Genomic DNA, 14247 nt, shown 5'->3' with positions numbered 1-14247 from the left:
AGTTGACTGTCACGAAGGGAGGGGCGTCCGGTTATTCGGACGCCCCTTTTTTCTCGCCCTAAAAAGGGGTCGTCGTTGCCGATGGCGGCGGGGGTGGCGTAGTGGGCATCTGTCCCATCGGAAGGGTTGGTACGCCGCTCGGTGCGACCGGCGGCGGGGCGGGGGCGCCGCATTGTGGGTCGCTGGCGGGGCATGGCAACAGTTGCACGGACGGGCGGCCATAGCGCCGCCGCCATTCCTCCAGCCGCCGCAGATAATCGGCATAGGCTGCCCAGAATTCCTGGAACGGCTTTTCCAGCAACTCCAGCGCCTGGGGCGCATAGGCCAGCAGCGCCTGCGGCGTCATGCCGTTGATCGTGGTCGCGACCGCCACCGCCGTCTGGCAAAAGGCCTTCTGCGCGGGCGGCAGGGCGAAATAATTATAGACGATCGTATTGACCTTTTCGCGCATCAGCATCGCGTCGGGGCCATATTTCAGTTTGTAGATGGCTTCAGCCGCTGTGTTCGCCTGCGCCAGCGACAGCGTATGAATGTGCAGCATCTGGTTATACTGCGTCCGCATCGCCTCGCCCGTCTCGCGGCAACCGAGCGCCGCGACGTTCAGCGCCATGCGGACATGCCACAAGGCCTGCTGCCCCGTCATGCCCCGATTGGGTGTGATATATTTCCCCTGTTCGTCCGCGTCCGGCAGATCCAGATTCGCCGCCGCGCCCATCGGTGGCAACGGCATGATAGTGCTGACTACCGGGGGTGGCGCGATTGGCGGCGGCGGGGGCTTGGCGCAACTGGCGAGAAAAAGGGCCGTGGCGATAGAGGCATGGGGTAAAAAGCGACGGGCAGCCCGCATCAACATCTCCATCATTCCGTTCCGGCCGCAATCGGGCATGTCAGCCACAACGCAGGACCGTCGCTGCGGTTCTGTCGACATGCTGGCATCTCGCCTCTTTTCTTCGGCGAGAAGATGAACCTTAGCTGAAATCAGGCCAATATCAGGCGGCGCGACGCTCCAGCGCGGTAGCCGCCTCTTCCATCAGGGTCGCGATGATCGTGGCGACCGGTTCTTCGGCCGTCACCATGCCCACCGACTGGCCCGCCATCAGCGATCCGCCCTCGATATCGCCGTCGATCACCGCGCGGCGCAGCGCACCCGCCCAATAATGTTCGATCTGCAATTGGGCCTGCCCCATGTCGATCGTGCCGCCGTCCAGCAGATTGGCGACTTCGCGCTGCTTGGCGGTAAAGGCTTCGGTGCCCGCATTTTTGAGCGCGCGCACGGGAATGACCGGCAGGCGCGGGTCGATCTGGACGCTGGCGATGGCATCGCGGGCTGATGCGCGGAAGAAGGCCTTCTTGAAATTGGGGTGGGCGATGCTCTCGCTCGCGCAGGCAAAGCGCGTGCCCAGTTGCACGCCCGCCGCGCCCATTTCCAGATAGGCGGCGATCGCCTCGCCCCGGCCAATGCCGCCGGCGACGAACACGGGCAGTTGCTCCGCCATTTCGGGCAGGATTTCCTGCGCCAGCACACTGGTCGCCACCGGACCGATATGGCCGCCCGCTTCCATGCCCTCGACGATCAGCGCATCGACGCCCGACCGCGCCAGCTTCTTCGCCAGACTGAGCGCCGGTGCAAAGCAGAGCAGCTTCGCACCCGCCTTTCCGTCTCTTGGGGCCTTGATCGCCTCAATACTGCCCTTGGGCGGCAGGCCACCGGCCAGCACGACATGGCTGACGTCATGCTGCGCGCACACATCGATCAGCTCGAACAGTTGTGGGTGCATGGTGATCAGATTCACGCCGAAGGGCTTGTTCGTCAGCGCCTTGGTGGCCGCAATCTCCGCGTCCAGCAGTTCGGGCGTCATCGCCCCGCAGGCGATCACGCCAAAGCCGCCCGCATTCGAAATGGCCGACACCAGATTGCGTTCGGACACCCACGACATCGCGCCGCACAGGATTGCCGTCTCGCAGCCGAAGAAAGCGGCGCCGCGGGCCATCAGGGACGTGAGTTTTGCGTGGGTCATGTGCATATCCATCGAATCAAAAAGCCCCTCCCTTAGTCAAAGGAGAGGTTGGAGCGGGTACGGTTACATCAATAATCGCTGGTGCCAGACATCTGCTGGTGATTCGACCTGCCCCTGTCATTCCCTTGAAAGGCAGGGGCGTTCACCTGTCAAGTAACCGGCACCTGTCAAGCGTCCGGCGCATCCAGTCCATAGGCCGTGTGCAGGACACGCACCGCCAGTTCAGTCTCATCCTCGTCGATCAGCACGCTGACCTTGATCTCGCTGGTGGAGATGGCGAGGATGTTGATGCCACGATCGGCCAGCGCCTTGAACATGGTCGACGCCACGCCCGCATGGCTCTTCATGCCGACGCCCACGACGCTGATCTTGGTGACTTTGGTGTCGGGGATCACGCGGTTGAAGCCGATCAGTTCCTTCTGCCCTTCCAGCACGTCCAGCGCGCGGGCCAGGTCCGCGCCGGGCACGGTGAAGGTCACGTCGGTCTCGCCCTTGTCGCGGCCGACATTCTGGATGATCATGTCGACGTTGATCGCCGCGTCCGCCAGCGGGCCAAAGATATGGGCGACCGCGCCGGGACGATCGGGCACGCGGGTCAGCGTGATCTTCGCCTCATTCTTGTCATGGGCGATGCCGGTGATGAGCTGACGTTCCATCTTCGTTTCCTTGAGCTTGGCTTCCAGTTCCTCTTCGCTGACGATCAGCGTTCCGGGGAGGTCCTGCTGAGTAGGATCATCAAAGGAGGACAAGACCTGAACGACCACGCCCTCCTTCATGGCAAGGCCGACCGAGCGGGTCTGAAGCACCTTGGCCCCGACAGACGCCAGTTCCAGCATCTCCTCATAGGTGACGAGGTCCAGCTTGCGGGCGCGGGCGACGATTCGCGGGTCGGTGGTGTAGACGCCGTCAACATCGGTATAGATGTCGCACCGGTCCGCGCCGATCGCGGCGGCCACCGCGACCGCCGAGGTGTCGGAGCCGCCCCGGCCCAGCGTGGCGACGCGGCCATCGGCCATCATGCCCTGAAAACCGGGGATCACCGCGACCTGGCCCTTACTCATGGAGGTCAGCAGCGCGTCGGTCTCGATGCTCTCTACCCGCGCCTTGCTATGCGCCTCGACAGACTTGATCGGCAATTGCCAGCCCAGCCAGCTACGCGCATCGACGTCCATCGCCTTCAGCGTCATCGCCAGCAGGCCGCTCGTTATCTGCTCACCGGCGGCAACCACGACATCATATTCCGCAGGATCATAGAGCGGCGAGGCTTCCTTGCAAAAGCCGACCAGCCGGTCCGTCTCGCCCGCCATCGCGGATACGACGACCGCGACTTCATTGCCCTGTGCCGCGACATGCTTCACACGTGCGGCGACGTTGCGAATCCGCTCCATCCCCGCCATGGAGGTGCCGCCGAATTTCATTACGATGCGCGCCATTTGCTTGTCGAACCTGCCTGTGGGTATGAAAGAATATTGCGGGAAGGGCGAAAACGGCGCCTCTATTAGCAGCGGGTACGAATATGGCAAGCAACACACATAGCACGATCGACCCCGCAGAGGCCGCGCATTTCGGAACCATGGCGGCCGATTGGTGGAACCCCAAGGGCAGCAGCGCGATGCTGCACAAGCTCAATCCGGTTCGCCTGGCCTATATCCGGGCCGCCATCGACCGGCACTGGCATGGCGATAGCCACATTTTCCGCCCTTTGGAGGGTCGCCGTGCAATCGACGTCGGCTGTGGCGCGGGCCTGCTCGCCGAACCGCTCGCTCGCATGGGCGCGGCCGTTACAGGCCTTGACGCTGCGCCGGAGAATATCGCCGCGGCACAGGCGCACGCGCGGGGGCAGGGCCTCACCATTGATTATCGTGCGGTGGGCGTCGAGTCGCTGGGGGAGGGCGGCTTCGACCTCGTCACTTCGATGGAGGTGATCGAGCATGTGTCCGACCCCGCCACCTTCGTGCGCGGGCTGGTCGCCTGCCTCGCCGACGACGGCATCATGATTCTCTCTACCCCCAACCGCACCCCGCTCTCGCGCCTGGCCATGATCACGATCGGCGAAAGCATTGGCGGTATTCCAAAGGGGACGCATGACTGGCACAAGTTCCTGACCCCGGAGGAACTGACCGCCCTGCTGACCGACGCGGGCATGGTGATAGATGACATTTGCGGCCTGACGCTCGATCCGGGCAAGGGCTTTACCCTGTCGGACAACAAGGCGATCAACTATCTGATGACCGCGCGCAAAGCGGGATGAAGGGGAAGGCAGAGAGCGGGCACGACCCTCGCATCGATGCCTATATCGCCGCGCGCGCCGACTTCGCCCGGCCCATTCTCGCCCATCTGCGCGCCCGCATTCACGCCGCTTCGCCCGATATAAGCGAGGCGGTGAAATGGGGCATGCCCTTCTTCACTTATCGCGGGCAAAATCTGTGCAACATGGCCGCGTTCAAGGGGCATGCCGCCTTCGGCTTCTGGCATGACAAGGTCGGGGAACAGGGCGGGAGCAGCGAGGCCATGGGCCAGTTCGGACGGCTCACCAACCTTGCCGACCTGCCCGACGACGCGATGATCGCGGACCTGCTGGCAAAAGCGATGGCGCTGATCGACGCGGGCGAAAAGCCGCGCGCTGCCGCACAGCCCCGCGCCCCGCTGCCAGTCCCCGACGACCTCAGGGCCGCCATCGCTGCCGATCCAGTCGCCGCATCCGTCTGGGCCGCCTTCCCGCCCGGCAAGATCCGCGACTATATCGAATGGATCATCGAAGCGAAGGAGCCCGTCACTCGTACCCGCCGCATCGTTCAGGCGGTCGAATGGATCGCGGCGGGCAAGGGCCGCAACTGGAAATATGAGAAGAAATAGGCGGTCTTTCCCCTCCGCGCACTAGCTGTCGCCCGCCCGATGCACCACGCGCTGCGGATAGGGGATTACGATCCCATTATCGCGGAACAACTGCCATACCCGGCCCAGCACGTCCGACTTCACATTGCCGACGCCGCCTTCGGGATCGCTGATCCACACCAATATGTCATGCTCCACCCGGCTCTCGCCAAAGCTGGTCAGCCAGACATTGGGCGCCGGATTGCGCAGCACGCGCGGGCTTTCCCGCGCCGCGTCCAGCATCAGCTTCTGCGCCAGTTTCAGGTCACTGTCGAAGCTGATCCCCACCGGAATGCGGACGCGGACATTGCGGTCGGAATAGGACCAGTTCTCCACCTCCTGCGTCATCAGATTCTCGTTGGGAATCAGATGCTCCTTGCCGTCGCGGGTGATGACGGACACCGCGCGCACGCCGATTTTGTTGACCCAGCCGAAACTGTCGCCGACGACGATCACGTCTCCCGGCTTGATCGACCGGTCCATCAGCAGGATGATGCCCGCGATCAGATTGCCGAAGGTCTTTTGCAGGCCAAAGCCCACCGCCAGACCCAGCGCGCCGGAAAAGACGGCAAAGGCGGTCAGGTCGATCCCCAGCAGGTCGATGCCGATGAAAAAGGCCGTCACGATGACCGTGATCGCCGCCAGCTTCTGCGCCAGCAGCTTTTGCGTCGGGTCGAACCCCGGCGTCCGCCCGATCCACCGCGCAATCAGCCGGTTGGCAAGGCGCACGGCGGCGAACAGCGCTACGCAGGTCGCAGCGATCGTGACGATCCCCAGCAAGGTTATCCGCCGCTTGCCCAGATCCACGCCGACGCCGTCCAGCATCTGACCCACCGGCGCCAGCCCACCGCTGCTGCCCGACAGGATCATCACGAACAACAGCAGCGCCAGCGGCACGATGGCCGGGCGCGGTATGGCCAGCGCACGCAGCACATGCGCCGCAAGCAGCGCCACCACCAGTCCCAGCGCCGCGCCCAGCACCAGATGCGCCAGCGCCCCGACAGGCAAGATTGTCAAGGCGATGGCGAGCAGCAGGGCGGCGATGCCATAGCGCAGCACGGGTCGCAGATGCACGTCCATCGCCGCCGCCACATGCGGCATGCGGGCCGCGATCCGGGGCGCGACCATCCGCGCCACCGCCATCGCCAACAGATACAGCAGGATCGCCAGCACCACTGCAATCAGCGGCTGGCTGATATCAGGGTCGCCCGGCAGCAGCGCCAGCCTGTCCGCCAGAAATGCCCTCATCCCCGAACTGCCCGGAACCGCGCCAGCCCCGCCTCCAGATCGGCGATCAGGTCGGCCGGGTCTTCCAGTCCGATGGACAGGCGCACGACCGGCCCCTCCGCCTCCCACCGCGTCGCGCTGCGATAGCGGGCAGGATCGACCGGCAGGGCCAGACTCTCGAACCCGCCCCAGCTATAGCCGATGCCGAAATGGGCAAGGCCGTCGATCAGCGCTGCCCGCGCCTTTTCATCGCCGCCCTTCAGGACAAAGGAAAACAGTCCGCTCGACCCCTCAAAGTCCCGCGCCCACAGATCATGACCGGGGCAGTCGGGCAGGGCAGGGTGCAGCACCCGCGCCACGTCGGGCTGCGCATCCAGCCAGGATGCGATCATCAGCGCGCTTGCCTGATGCTGCGCCAGCCGCACGCCCAGCGTCCGCAATCCGCGCGCCGCCAGCCACGCATCGTCGGGACTGGTCATCTGCCCGAACAGATAAGCCATCTGCCGGATTTTCGGAAACAGCGCCGCATTGGCCGTCACCGATCCCATCATCACATCGCTATGGCCGACAATATATTTAGTGCAGGCAAGGATGGAAATATCCACCCCCAGCGACAAGGCGGGCAGGAACAGCGGGGTTGCCCATGTATTGTCGATCAGCGTCACCACGCCTCGCGCCTGCGCCGCCGCGACGATGGCGGGCACGTCCTGCACCTCGAACGTCAGGCTGCCGGGACTTTCCAGAAAGATGGCGCGCGTATTCTCTGTGATAAACTCGGCGATGCCCGCGCCGACGCATGGATCATAATAGAGCGTCTCGACCCCGAACGGCTTCAACACCTGCTCGCAGAAATTGCGGGTGGGGTCATAGGCGGCATCGACCATCAGCAACTGGTCGCCCGGTCGCAGCACCGCCATCAACGCGCAGCCGATGGCCGCCACGCCGGACGGGAACAGCATCGTCCCCTCCGCGCCCGGCTCCATCTCGGTCAGGGCATCGGCCAGACTCCAGGCCGTCGGCGTCCCCTTACGGCCGTAAAATAGCTGCTCATGCGTGTTGGTCGTCGCGCTCCGCAAATGCGCCACATCGTCATAGAGAATTGTCGACGCTCGCCAAACCGGTGGACTGACGATGCCGCCGGGCTGACCCGGAACCCCGACCCATTCGGCCCGCCGCCCCGCCTGCGCCAGCCGGGTCAGGGGCGCGCGTTTATCCTTTTCGTCGCTCATGCCGCGCCCGTCGCTTTTGGCGTCGCGGGATCGAAGCCCCATTCCGACCAACTCCCGTCGTACAGTGCCACGTCCGTCTTGCCGAGGCTCTCCAGCCCCGCCAGCAGGATCGCGGCGGTGACACCGCTGCCGCAGGTGGTGATAACCGGACGGTCGAAATCCAGCCCAGCCTGGACGAACGCCGCGCGCAAATCGTCGCCCGCCTTCATCCGGTTGTCCGCATCGAACAGCGCGGAGGAGGGCAGGTTCAGCGACCCCGGAATATGGCCAGACGCCATGCCGGGGCGCGGCTCCGCTTCCTCGCCGGTAAAGCGCCCCTTGCCGCGTGCGTCGATGACCTGCGCCGCGTGGCTCTCCACATTGGCGAGCATGTCGGCCTTGGTCCGCACATCCGCGCGGTCCAGTCGCGCCACGGCATTGCCGGGCGCAATCTGCGGTATCCCGTTTTCGACCGGCCGCCCCTCCGCCAACCATTTGGGTAACCCCCCGTCGAGGATCGCGACCGCCGCCCCCGCGCCATAGACGCGCAGCATCCACCAGCCGCGCGCCGCGCTGTGCGTCGGGCTGTTGTCATAGACGACGATCCGGCTGTCCGCGTCGATCCCCAGCGCCTGCAATCGACCGGTCATCGCCGTATCGGGCGGCAGCATGCCCGGTATCGGATCATCGGCATCGGCCAGCGTCGGCAGGTCCAGAAAGGCCGCGCCCGGAATATGCGCGGCTTCATATTCCGCCGCCGGATTGCGGGGCGTGCCGGGCAGGAACAGCGAGGCGTCCACGATGCGCAGGTCCACCGCGCCCAGTTGCGCGCCAAGCCAGTCGGTTGAAACGAGGATATCCATGCGCGCTCCCTAAATCGTCGCCTGACCTTTAAGACGACCGGGCGCGCGAGGGAAGGCTTAGACGTTTGCCGCGATTTCTTAACCGTCAGATGAAGCCATCTGACTGGAAATCGCTCTAGCTGGCCAGCGAAAGCGCCGTCCGGCGGCAACCCACATCGCGATATTGGCGCGGCCCCTGATCGAAGCGGAAGGGGGCGAGCTTCTGCGTCGGCGGTGCCTGCTCCTGCCCGACGATGAAGGCGCTGCCTGTGCGCCCGCTGCCCGGTGTCCCGTCCCCATTCCAGCGATAATGGACGTCAAAGCCGATCAGCGGCACCAGCAGCAGTCGACCGTCCAGTTCCAGCGGATCGATCGCATCCGGCTCCAGCCGCAATTCGTTGGTCAATATCTGGGTTTGCCCCGGCGCGAGCGACACGACCGAATGGACGGGCATGCCCTTAGTGCCTGCAAAGAAGGCACGCAGCAGCTCATTCTGGTTCGCGTCGGCATTGCCGATCAGGGCGTGGACCAGCATATCGCTCGCCACGCTTTGGCCCCGGTTGCGCAGCGTCAGCCGATAGCCGACCGACACCCCCAGCAGCGAATAGCGGGCGCTCTCGATCGCCAGTTCCACGTCGATCCAGGCGCGCTCGGCAGCAGGCTGCGGCGTTGTCGTCGGTCGCGGCTTGGGGGCAGGGGGGGAGGGACGGAGCGGCTCCGGCGCGCCCACATCCTGCACAGCGTCATCGCTCTCATCCATTGCCCCGTCACGGGGACGACGACGCAGGAACAGCGCGATCCCGCCGGCAAGGACGATCGCCAGCGCCGCACCGATCCAGCCCCACGGCAACCCCCTGCCGGTCGGCGCAGGGGGAGCCGTGGTTGGCGGGGGTGGAGCGGCGGCGCTTTCGGCGACATTGCCCGTCTGCGGCGCGACGATGGTTTCACCGGACGATAGTGGTGTCTCGACGGGCGCGGGGCTGGGCGTCGCCTCCCCGCTCTCCCGTGCCGCGGGCGGTGCGGTTCGCTCGGGCACCCGCTCTGGCTGGGTGCGCGGCGTCGCTGTGGCTTGACGGTTAGGGGCGGGCACCGGCGTCGGGGCAATAACGGGTGGCGGCGTGGTGACTGTGACGGGCGGCGGCGCGGTCGGGGCAGGCGCCGTCCCCGGCACGTCGCGATAGACGTCCAGTTCCGGTCCTTGCCGCTGCTCTGATGGAGAGGGTTGGGCCGGGGTCTGGGGCCGGGGCAGCGATGGCAGCGGCGGGGCGGCTTCCTCCTGCGCTCCGGCAGGCGCAGGCAGTGCGATCGCGGCGGCCGCCAGCAGCGGCGACAACAAGGTGGTAAAACGTGTCCCCATGATGCCCGCGAAAGCAATGCGGCCCCTTAACGGCAGATGAACAAACAGGATCATGGGCAGGCCGATGACATCAGCCGTGCGATCGGATAGAGGAACGCGCCATGACTGATCCTATCACTTCCCCTTTGCATCTGGGCCAGGCCAGCGCGCTGCCCGCCAGCCCGGAGGCTGCGACCCTCGACTATGTGCCCAATCCGCGCCCCGGCCGGCCCTATCTGGTGCGTTTCACCGCGCCCGAATTTACCTCGCTCTGCCCGGTGACGGGCCAGCCCGATTTCGCGCATCTGGTGATCGACTATGCCCCCGCGGCCACGATCGTCGAATCGAAGTCCCTGAAGCTGTTTCTGGGCGCCTTCCGCAACCATGCGGCCTTTCATGAAGATTGCACGGTCGGCATCGCTGAGCGGCTGGTCGAGGAAATGAAGCCCATATGGCTGCGGATCGGCGGCTACTGGTATCCGCGTGGCGGCATCCCGATCGACGTTTTCTGGCAGTCGGGGGAGCCGCCCGCGGGCTTGTGGCTCCCAGCACAGGACGTCCCCGGCTATCGCGGGCGCGGCTGAATTGCGCCAAAAATAGAATAAAATTTCACATATGTTGCCTATAACGTAATAATCTGACATAGGCGCCGCCATCATCAAGGAGTTCCCCATGACCGTTCAGCAGGCATCGCGTTTCGTCGTCACCCCCAGCAGCAAGGCTGTAGCGGCGGACGCGCGTGCGGTACTGCTGGAAGATCCGGGCTTTGGCCGCATCTTCACCGACCATATGGTGACGATCCGCTGGAGCGAGGGGAAGGGGTGGCACAGCCACAGCGTCGGCCCGCGCGAACCCTTCACCCTCGATCCTGCCTGCGCTGTGCTGCACTATGCCCAGGAAATCTTCGAAGGGATGAAGGCCTATCGCCTCTCCGACGGCAGCACCGCTCTGTTCCGGCCAGAGGAAAATGCCCGCCGCTTCAACGAATCGGCAGAGCGGATGGCGATGCCGGTCATCCCCGAGGATCTGTTCCTTGAAGCGATCGAAGAACTGGTGCGGATCGACGCCGACTGGATTCCCGGCGGCGAGGGCAGCCTGTACCTGCGCCCCTTCATGTTCGCGAGCGAGACGTTCCTGGGCGTCCGCCCGGCGGCCGAATATATTTTCTGCGTCATCGCCAGTCCCGCCGGCGCCTATTTTAAGGGCGGCAAGAAGGCCGTCTCGCTCTGGGTATCGGAACATTATACCCGTGCGGGACGCGGCGGCACCGGCGCGGCCAAGTGCGGCGGCAACTATGCGGCTAGCCTGATCGCCCAGGCGGAGGCAAGCAAACATGGCTGCGATCAGGTCGTCTTCCTCGATTCGGCGGAAAATAAGTGGGTCGAGGAACTGGGCGGCATGAACGTCTTCTTCGTCATGGCCGACGGCTCGCTGGTCACGCCGCCGCTGGGCGGCACCATATTGCCGGGCATCACCCGCAATTCCATCATCACGCTGGCAAGGGCGCAGGGCATGACCGTGCGCGAGGAACCCTACAGCTTCGAACAATGGCGTGCCGATTCGGCCAGTGGCAATCTGCGCGAAGCCTTCGCCTGCGGCACGGCGGCGGTCGTCACCGCGATCGGCGAGGTAAAGAGCGTCAAGGGTGACTTCACCGTTGGCAATGGCGATGGCGGTCTGGTGACGGAGACTCTGCGCAACGCGCTGGTCGGCATTCAGCGCGGCACGGTCGAAGGCCCCGCAGGCTGGCTTCGCCGCATCTGACCCCAACAAAGGTTCGCATGGGGCGTCCAACTCTGTAAGGGCTTGGCCCCATGCGCTACTTTCTCGACACCGAATATAATGGCACGGGCGGCGAACTGCTCAGCATCGCGCTGGTCCCCGAATATGGGGACCAGGAATTTTACGCGACCTTGCCTCTGCCCGCCGAGATTCACCCGTGGGTCGCGGCCCATGTCATCCCTTATCTCCGCATGGTGCCCGCTGGCCTCTGCGAAGAAATGACGCGCGATGACGCGGGCGCGGAAATCTCCCGCTATCTCGCCCATGACCCGGACCCGGAGATCATCGCCGACTGGCCGGACGACATCGCCTATTTCTGCGGTTTGCTGGTGACGGGGCCAGGCGAGATCGTCGACATCCCCTCGCTGGGTTTCCGCCTGCTCCGCACGCCGGGTTTCAGCACGGCGGCGAACAGCAAGGTGCCGCACAACGCATTGCACGACGCCCGCTCGCTGCGCGACTTCGCCGTCCGCGAAGAGGGGTTCGCCTGAACCGCCTGCCCGCTTTCCTTGGGGAACAACCAGGTCTAGAAGAGCCTCCATGCAACGCTTCGATGTCGTAATATTGGGGGGCGGCCTTGTCGGCCTGACCCTTGGTCTCGCTCTCACGACGCACGGCGTCCGCTGCGCGGTGATCGATCCCGCCGACCCGGTCGATACCACCGCCGCCGGGTTCGACGGTCGCGTTTCGGCCATCTCCTCGACCAGCAACGCCATGCTCGACGCCATCGGCGTGGGCGCGCGGCTGGCGGGGAAGGGCTGCCCGATCGAACGCATCTGGGTCAGTGACGGCCTCGCGCCGGGCGCGCTGGATTTCGTGCCGGACGAGGATGACGGCGCGATGGGCATCATGTTCCCCAACCGCACCCTCCGCGTGGCCTTGGCGGAGGCCGCGCAGGACGCGACAGGCCTCACCCGCTTTCAGCCCGACCGCGCCACCACGGTGGATCGCAACGCCGACGGCGTAACCCTGATCCTCGCCAGCGGCCAGACGATCAGCGCCGCCCTGCTGGTCGCGGCGGAGGGCCGCAACAGCCCGACGCGCGAGGCCGCTGGCATCACCACTACCCGCTGGGACTATGCTCATATGGCGATGGTGTCGGCGCTCGATCACGAAATTCCACACGCCAACACGGCTTATGAAATCTTCTACCCCGGCGGCCCCTTCGCCCTGTTGCCGATGCAGCCGGGCACGCGCAGCGCGATCGTCTGGACCGTGCCAAAGGATCAGGCGCCCGCGATGCTGAAACTGGGTGAGCGGGCATGGCTCGCCGAAGCGCAAAAACGCATGGGAGGCTTCCTGGGAGAGATCAGCCTCGCCGGTCCACGCTCCAGTTACCCGTTGGGTTTCCACAACGCCTCGCGCATCACCGACACCCGTCTCGCGCTGGTCGGCGACAGCGCCCACGCTATCCATCCGATCGCCGGGCAGGGCCTCAACCTCGGCTTCCGCGACGTCGCCGCACTGACCGAAGTGCTGGTGGAAGGGATGCGCCTCGGCCTCGACCCCGGCGACGCTCAGTTGCTCGCCCGCTACCAGCGCTGGCGTAGCCTCGACACCCTATCGGTCAGCGTTGCGATGGACGGCCTCGTCCGCCTGTTCGACATCCCCGGCAAGCTCCCCTCCCTCGTTCGCCGCGCCGGATTGGCAGCAGTCCAGCGCACACCCATGCTCAAAAACCGCTTCATGGCCGAAGCCCGCGGCCAGTCCGGCGCGTTGCCGAAATTGCTGGCGGGGGAGTTGGTTTGATCGGCTGGACCGTGTCGTTCGGGATGGAGTGGAAGGCGGACGGTCCGCTAATCTCTCCAGCGCCGGTCCAGCTTCCAGAACGCTAAAACGAAGAACGCGATGCCGGTTGCCGCAGCGATGACTAAGCATGCCACCGATAGGACAGGGTGGGCCGCCAAGCCCTCCGAAAGCTCACAAAATGAAAAGAAGATTATGAATGTGGCGATGAGCGCGAGCCAACCTTGCCAACGTATCGGCAGCAACATGATTGGCCCATAACTGCGAAACCAAGGTTCTTCCATGCACCCTCATACGGTCGAGCGATTATGTCCGCAATTGGTCGATAGCGGACGCTCTATCCTGAATGGGCAAACTAAAAGAAAGCCCGGCAATCGAAGGATTGCCGGGCCATTCAGGCGCGCTTGGGAGCCATCGCCTATTGTCGTACCGCTTTACCGCTTTTCGGGCGGCAGGGTGATCTTCACATTTTCACCCGACTGGCCGGGGAAGTTGACGAACATCGCGTCGACCAGATTGGGGATCAGATAGGTCAGCTTGTTGCTGAGCGACTGGGCGCTGGCCTTGCCCTCGAACAGACGGCGGCCATCGGCGGCACGGTCGATCTTCAACGACAGGTCGCTGGTATAGACGGTGTAGCTGCTGACATCATTATAGCCGCCACCGCCGAACAGCCATGGATCATAGAAGCCATAGCCCCAGGGGCGACCCCAGCGACCGCCATAGGCGCCGCCCCAGGGACCAAAGCCGCCACCGAAGCCGGGGCCACCGAAACCGGTGCTACGCACCTTTTCGCGGCCATTGTCGACATCATAGGCCATCCGCACGATCAGGTTGGCGCCTGCCGGATCGCTGGAGCGCACATAACCGGTCTGGGCCAGTTGCGCCGCTACCAGATCGGCATAATGGGAAAACTCCAGCCCGCCCGCCAGGCGCGGATCATCGGCGACGACCGCGAAGCTTTGCCCCTGCGGCGCAGGAAGCTGCTGGAAACGGGCGACATCCGCCTTGAACGGGGTCGCACAGGCAGAAAGCCCCATCAGCGCCAGTGCGGGCGCCGCGAAAAGGCCTATCTTCTTGAAGTTCATCATTGTTTCGCGTCCTGTGTCGGGCATTACGGCCCGGAAGCCATGTTTGCGCTCTGCAATAGCAAAACGCAACTGAACATCGTTTGAACGCATCAACCCGTCGGATGGGCGCACAGAGTCTGTTCC

General features: G+C 64.8%; 15 protein-coding genes. 6 read left to right on the top strand and 9 right to left on the bottom strand.

Annotated features, from left to right (window positions below):
- Window positions 1–58: 58 nt before the first annotated feature.
- From WFR25_RS24370 to WFR25_RS24360, 3 genes are all read right to left on the bottom strand, one after another.
- Entirely contained in the window at window positions 59–928 is an 870-nt protein-coding gene (locus tag WFR25_RS24370; RefSeq protein ID WP_336974446.1) for a hypothetical protein, read from the bottom strand.
- Between the two features lie 61 nt (window positions 929–989).
- Window positions 990–2018: an NAD(P)H-dependent flavin oxidoreductase gene (locus WFR25_RS24365; protein ID WP_336974444.1), complete on the bottom strand. Its 1029-nt coding sequence runs from the start codon at window positions 2016–2018 to the stop codon at window positions 990–992.
- 167 nt (window positions 2019–2185) lie between these two features.
- The gene (locus WFR25_RS24360) at window positions 2186–3451 is read right to left on the bottom strand and encodes an aspartate kinase (protein WP_336974443.1); all 1266 of its coding nucleotides are present in this window, start codon (window positions 3449–3451) and stop codon (window positions 2186–2188) included.
- Between the two features lie 83 nt (window positions 3452–3534).
- Here WFR25_RS24360 and ubiG point away from each other — a divergent pair, with 83 nt between their 5' ends.
- Together ubiG and WFR25_RS24350 are read left to right on the top strand one after the other, a co-directional pair.
- Complete coding sequence (gene ubiG, locus WFR25_RS24355) at window positions 3535–4269, top strand: bifunctional 2-polyprenyl-6-hydroxyphenol methylase/3-demethylubiquinol 3-O-methyltransferase UbiG (protein WP_336974441.1); 735 nt, start codon at window positions 3535–3537, stop codon at window positions 4267–4269.
- Entirely contained in the window at window positions 4266–4874 is a 609-nt protein-coding gene (locus WFR25_RS24350; protein WP_336974440.1) for a YdeI/OmpD-associated family protein, read from the top strand. The genes ubiG and WFR25_RS24350 overlap by 4 nt, the downstream gene beginning before the upstream one ends.
- Before the next feature lie 21 nt (window positions 4875–4895).
- Here the strand turns inward: WFR25_RS24350 and WFR25_RS24345 are convergent, their stop codons facing one another.
- The 4 genes from WFR25_RS24345 to WFR25_RS24330 all read right to left on the bottom strand — a co-directional run bounded on the left by WFR25_RS24345 (window position 4896) and on the right by WFR25_RS24330 (window position 9580).
- Window positions 4896–6140 carry a mechanosensitive ion channel family protein gene (locus WFR25_RS24345; protein ID WP_336974439.1) on the bottom strand — a complete coding sequence of 415 codons (1245 nt, stop codon included), beginning with the start codon at window positions 6138–6140 and terminating at the stop codon, window positions 4896–4898.
- Complete coding sequence (metC, locus tag WFR25_RS24340) at window positions 6137–7348, bottom strand: cystathionine beta-lyase (RefSeq protein WP_336974438.1); 1212 nt, start codon at window positions 7346–7348, stop codon at window positions 6137–6139. The genes WFR25_RS24345 and metC overlap by 4 nt, the downstream gene beginning before the upstream one ends.
- Window positions 7345–8190, bottom strand: a complete 846-nt coding sequence (gene sseA / locus WFR25_RS24335; protein ID WP_336974436.1) for a 3-mercaptopyruvate sulfurtransferase — start codon at window positions 8188–8190, stop codon at window positions 7345–7347. Before sseA ends, metC begins: the two co-directional genes overlap by 4 nt.
- Window positions 8191–8305: 115 nt before the next feature.
- Window positions 8306–9580: a hypothetical protein gene (locus WFR25_RS24330; RefSeq protein ID WP_336974433.1), complete on the bottom strand. Its 1275-nt coding sequence runs from the start codon at window positions 9578–9580 to the stop codon at window positions 8306–8308.
- Between the two features lie 47 nt (window positions 9581–9627).
- On the opposite strand from WFR25_RS24330, the gene queF reads away from it, so the two are divergent.
- The 4 genes from queF (at window position 9628) to WFR25_RS24310 (ending at window position 13036) form a co-directional block, all read left to right on the top strand.
- Window positions 9628–10089 carry a preQ(1) synthase gene (queF, locus tag WFR25_RS24325; RefSeq protein ID WP_336974431.1) on the top strand — a complete coding sequence of 154 codons (462 nt, stop codon included), beginning with the start codon at window positions 9628–9630 and terminating at the stop codon, window positions 10087–10089.
- An 88-nt stretch (window positions 10090–10177) separates the two neighbouring features.
- Complete coding sequence (locus WFR25_RS24320) at window positions 10178–11269, top strand: branched-chain amino acid aminotransferase (RefSeq protein ID WP_336974430.1); 1092 nt, start codon at window positions 10178–10180, stop codon at window positions 11267–11269.
- Window positions 11270–11319: 50 nt separating this feature from the next.
- Entirely contained in the window at window positions 11320–11778 is a 459-nt protein-coding gene (locus WFR25_RS24315; RefSeq protein WP_336974428.1) for a hypothetical protein, read from the top strand.
- A gap of 49 nt (window positions 11779–11827) precedes the next feature.
- Window positions 11828–13036, top strand: coding sequence for an FAD-dependent monooxygenase (locus WFR25_RS24310; protein ID WP_336974427.1), 1209 nt, complete (start codon window positions 11828–11830; stop codon window positions 13034–13036).
- A gap of 47 nt (window positions 13037–13083) precedes the next feature.
- Here WFR25_RS24310 and WFR25_RS24305 read toward each other — a convergent pair whose 3' ends face one another.
- Both WFR25_RS24305 and WFR25_RS24300 read right to left on the bottom strand, forming a co-directional pair.
- Window positions 13084–13317 (bottom strand): hypothetical protein, encoded by a 234-nt coding sequence (locus tag WFR25_RS24305; RefSeq protein WP_336974424.1) that lies wholly within the window; start codon window positions 13315–13317, stop codon window positions 13084–13086.
- Window positions 13318–13467: 150 nt separating this feature from the next.
- Window positions 13468–14124, bottom strand: a complete 657-nt coding sequence (locus tag WFR25_RS24300; RefSeq protein ID WP_336974422.1) for a DUF4136 domain-containing protein — start codon at window positions 14122–14124, stop codon at window positions 13468–13470.
- Between the last annotated feature and the right edge of the window lie 123 nt (window positions 14125–14247).

This window comes from Sphingobium aromaticiconvertens (assembly GCF_037154075.1).
GTDB lineage: Bacteria > Pseudomonadota > Alphaproteobacteria > Sphingomonadales > Sphingomonadaceae > Sphingobium > Sphingobium aromaticiconvertens.
This window is presented reverse-complemented; position numbering and strand designations above follow the sequence as displayed.

Bases quoted from the DNA above. Each gene is read 5' to 3' on its own strand.
- WFR25_RS24370 (WP_336974446.1), bottom strand. From the start codon at position 928: ATGTCGACAGAACCGCAGCGACGGTCCTGCGTTGTGGCTGACATGCCC.
- WFR25_RS24365 (WP_336974444.1), bottom strand. From the start codon at position 2,018: ATGACCCACGCAAAACTCACGTCCCTGATGGCCCGCGGCGCCGCTTTC.
- WFR25_RS24360 (WP_336974443.1), bottom strand. From the start codon at position 3,451: ATGGCGCGCATCGTAATGAAATTCGGCGGCACCTCCATGGCGGGGATG.
- ubiG (WP_336974441.1), top strand. From the start codon at position 3,535: ATGGCAAGCAACACACATAGCACGATCGACCCCGCAGAGGCCGCGCAT.
- WFR25_RS24350 (WP_336974440.1), top strand. From the start codon at position 4,266: ATGAAGGGGAAGGCAGAGAGCGGGCACGACCCTCGCATCGATGCCTAT.
- WFR25_RS24345 (WP_336974439.1), bottom strand. From the start codon at position 6,140: ATGAGGGCATTTCTGGCGGACAGGCTGGCGCTGCTGCCGGGCGACCCT.
- metC (WP_336974438.1), bottom strand. From the start codon at position 7,348: ATGAGCGACGAAAAGGATAAACGCGCGCCCCTGACCCGGCTGGCGCAG.
- sseA (WP_336974436.1), bottom strand. From the start codon at position 8,190: ATGGATATCCTCGTTTCAACCGACTGGCTTGGCGCGCAACTGGGCGCG.
- WFR25_RS24330 (WP_336974433.1), bottom strand. From the start codon at position 9,580: ATGATCCTGTTTGTTCATCTGCCGTTAAGGGGCCGCATTGCTTTCGCG.
- queF (WP_336974431.1), top strand. From the start codon at position 9,628: ATGACTGATCCTATCACTTCCCCTTTGCATCTGGGCCAGGCCAGCGCG.
- WFR25_RS24320 (WP_336974430.1), top strand. From the start codon at position 10,178: ATGACCGTTCAGCAGGCATCGCGTTTCGTCGTCACCCCCAGCAGCAAG.
- WFR25_RS24315 (WP_336974428.1), top strand. From the start codon at position 11,320: ATGCGCTACTTTCTCGACACCGAATATAATGGCACGGGCGGCGAACTG.
- WFR25_RS24310 (WP_336974427.1), top strand. From the start codon at position 11,828: ATGCAACGCTTCGATGTCGTAATATTGGGGGGCGGCCTTGTCGGCCTG.
- WFR25_RS24305 (WP_336974424.1), bottom strand. From the start codon at position 13,317: ATGGAAGAACCTTGGTTTCGCAGTTATGGGCCAATCATGTTGCTGCCG.
- WFR25_RS24300 (WP_336974422.1), bottom strand. From the start codon at position 14,124: ATGATGAACTTCAAGAAGATAGGCCTTTTCGCGGCGCCCGCACTGGCG.